The organism is Dialister sp. UBA1703, from assembly GCA_002320515.1.
Classification (GTDB): domain Bacteria; phylum Bacillota; class Negativicutes; order Veillonellales; family Dialisteraceae; genus Dialister.
Map to the genome: position 1 here is coordinate 1 of DCJJ01000092.1, position 2,385 is coordinate 2,385.

The 2,385-nt window shown below is 51.2% G+C and carries 1 protein-coding gene; it reads right to left on the reverse strand.

Annotated features, from left to right (window positions below; all coding sequences use genetic code 11):
- Window positions 1–527: 527 nt before the first annotated feature.
- Window positions 528–2,258 (reverse strand): GGDEF domain-containing protein, encoded by a 1,731-nt coding sequence (locus B2Y11_RS04595; protein ID WP_291056779.1) that lies wholly within the window; start codon window positions 2,256–2,258, stop codon window positions 528–530.
- Window positions 2,259–2,385: the final 127 nt, after the last annotated feature.

A 2,385-nucleotide genomic window follows, 5' to 3' on the forward strand; every position in this document is an offset into this window, starting at 1 on the left:
TGAATGAATCAGTGCTTCCTTAGTATAAAGGGCGCCTTTTTTAAATGCGTCCGGCATGGACGTAAATGAAAATGCCTGCCATAAGAATATGGCGGGCATTTTCATTTGATGAATCATTTCAAATCTTGTCTATGAACTACTTCACTATAACTTCACATTGACTTCACATTCACTTCACTATGAAACTTCATTGACTTCACCAATGAGAGATTTCCGGCCTCATCGTGAAACGTACCAATCCGGCGTGAGGTTTCTCTATCACCCATTTTATACAATAAAACGGACAGTACAAAAACACGGATGGGTATCCGTGTCAGTCAGTCATGTGAGCCGGAAGGGGTCAGCCGGAAGGCTTCATTATAAGATTCATCGCCCTATGGGCAATCCACCACCTTTTGAACCCTCTGCACCCTGCCACGCAGTGGCCTGCCCCCTTTGGTACCGCGTACCACCTTCCTCCTTCTTTGAAGGAACACAATAAAATGGGTGTTGAACCCTCTGCACCCGGGCCGCGGACAGCGGCCCCATTATTTTTCCCTCCTGAAGTTTCTCCCTGCTTCCACTGGGTGGGATTTCTTATAGGCTGCTTTTTCCTGATACATGCGGTCGTCCGCTTCTTTCAGGTGGTCTTCAAAGGTGAGGGGCTGGGCGGGGGCGTGGATGCTCCAGCCGAAGGAGGCGGAGGGGTCTTTTGGCATCTGGGGCATGCCTTTCAGTGCTTTCAGTTTCTTTTGGATTTCGTCTGCGATGGAAGGAATGGATGATGTTTTTTCCGGCGGGAGGATGGCGATGAATTCGTCGCCGCCCAGGCGGCCGCAGGCGGCGTCTTTTCCGGCGGAGCTCCGAAGGATGTCTGCCATGTGGCGAAGGAGTTTGTCTCCTGCCATATGGCCGTAGAGGTCGTTTACTTCTTTGAGACCGTTCAAATCCATGAAGAGAAGGGAGTAGGCTTTTTCGCTGTCCAGTTTTTCTGCTGCGTGGAAGATGCCGCCGTGGTTCAGGAGGCCGGTGAGGGCGTCATGCCGTGCCACGCGGAGGGCTGCTTTTTTCTCCTGCGCTTCTTCCGCTTGGGACAGGATTTGGAAGAAGTAGGACAGGGTGACGGAAAGGACGAAGACCAGGAGGGCCCAGGTGGCCAGGGCCTGCATGATGTGAACCTGCAGGGGACCGTGGGTGGGGGCGATGTAGTACTGGGCGGTATCTATGCCGGCAGCTCCGGCGGAAATAAGGATGCCCCAGCGGATGATGAAGGTCCAGATTTCTTCTTTTCCCAGGGGATGGAGCTGGTACCAGCAGACGAGAAGGCAGGCCAGGAGGATAGAGAGGTGAAGCAGGGGCAGTATGTCATCCAGGTTAAGGGGCGTCCCCAGGTGCAACAGCATGGCGGAGGTGAAGAGCAGAAGGAACCATTGGGAAAGCCGGTGGTAAATGGCTTTTCTCCGCCTTTCATTTTCCGAAAGGTAAAGGTAGTAAAGGAGGGGGGCAGGAAGAAAGAAAAGGGAGCCGTATTCGATAATGGCGCAGAGGTTGTCGCTCGGTATCCAGAAGCCCAGCATATGATGATAGCCCAGTCCCCAGAGTACGAAGGAGGCCAGAAAGAGGGCAAGGGCCAGCCCTTTCTTTACGAAGTCCTTTTTCTTCAGGCACAGGAAGACAAGGATGGCGGCCAGGGACAGGGTGAGGAGGGTGTGGTACAGGATAAAGAGAAGTCCTTCCTGCTGCAGGTAGTAGGTGTAGCTCTTTTTTGTGGGCATGACGAGGATGTTGCCCAAAAAAGGCCGGGGATTGTGGTCAAGCATTTCTTCTTCGATGGTGACAGTGGAGCCATAGGCGGCAGGAGGAAGCTCTACCATGCAGATCATGGAACCGAAATGACGGCTCCGGGGAATATCTGATTCACTGATGGAGTACAGAATGTGACCGTTGTATGAAACGGTGGGATAGGTACGGATGGTGGTGAAGGCCAGCATGTACTGGTGCCGGTCGGAGTGAAGGGGGATGGGCACACGGATGCGTACGCGGCTCCCCTCAGGGAAGTCATCTGCCGGGGATATGTTTTCCTTCACACTGCCGTCCGGTTCTATAAGATCCATGGAAATGGCGTCGGTTACCCGGTACTCGTTGTACTTTGTTTCATGGGTAATGTAGTAGGCATTCATCAGCAGAAGGAAAAGGATAAAAAGGGAGAAAAAGACAAAGATGTAGAAGGCTTTTCTGTTTTTCTGCTCTCTGGGCAGCCACCGTTCCTGTTTCTCCATACCGATTCTCTCCTGACTATTTTTTATTTCATTTTTTATTTTAGCATATATGTGAAATACAGGAAGGAGTTTATCATATTTCTGAAAGGAATAAATGTATGTTATTTAAGGAAGCACTGATTAATTC